Below are 589 nucleotides of genomic sequence, written 5' to 3'. Positions count from 1 at the left end.
TGCTTCCTGGTCTGTGAACAGCTCGAGGCGACTGAACGCCTTTTTCTGGAAGTTCATCTGGTGATGCAGTGCCAGCTTCTCCTTAATGGCGGCATTTAGCGCAGCCAGACTATGGAAGGTCTCATTCCGTAATTGGGCGTAAACGCGCCGGTAAGTGATTTTTACGAAGTTTTCAACCGCTGCTTTGTCCTTGGGCTTGTGCGGCCGGGCAGCATACAAGGCGATATGGTTATGATTGGCCCACTGTTCGAGCATATCGGTAAATGCGGGTTCATAACGAGAACTTCGCGATACCCACTGTTTCATGTTGTCGGATTTAACCCCGAGCGGGACGCCTCCAAAGTAAGCTAGTGCATTGTTGAGCGCTTTTACGACTTGTGCCAGTTTCATATTTGGCAACGCTTCCACATAACCGTAGCCGCTAAAAGGGAGCACCGCAACAAAGACAGGGCATGCGATCAGCTCACCGCTTGAAGGATCGACATAATAGAGCAGGTCACCAGCAAAATCCACCTGCATCATCTTGGCCGGATGATGCTCAAAATGCATGGTTGCCTGGGTAATTTTGAGCTGATCCTGTAAAAGCTTG

Annotated in this window: 1 protein-coding gene; it reads right to left on the bottom strand. The window is 50.1% G+C overall.

What is annotated here, in order from left to right:
- On the bottom strand, window positions 1-589 hold a 589-nt coding region (locus tag ACQ4MZ_RS31590; RefSeq protein ID WP_430852034.1), incomplete at both ends, for a DDE-type integrase/transposase/recombinase.

This window comes from Dyadobacter sp. BHUBP1 (genome assembly GCF_050587785.1).
Taxonomy (GTDB): domain Bacteria; phylum Bacteroidota; class Bacteroidia; order Cytophagales; family Spirosomataceae; genus Dyadobacter.
The sequence above is the reverse complement of the archived record's forward strand: the minus strand, read 5'-3'. Positions and strand labels throughout refer to the sequence as shown.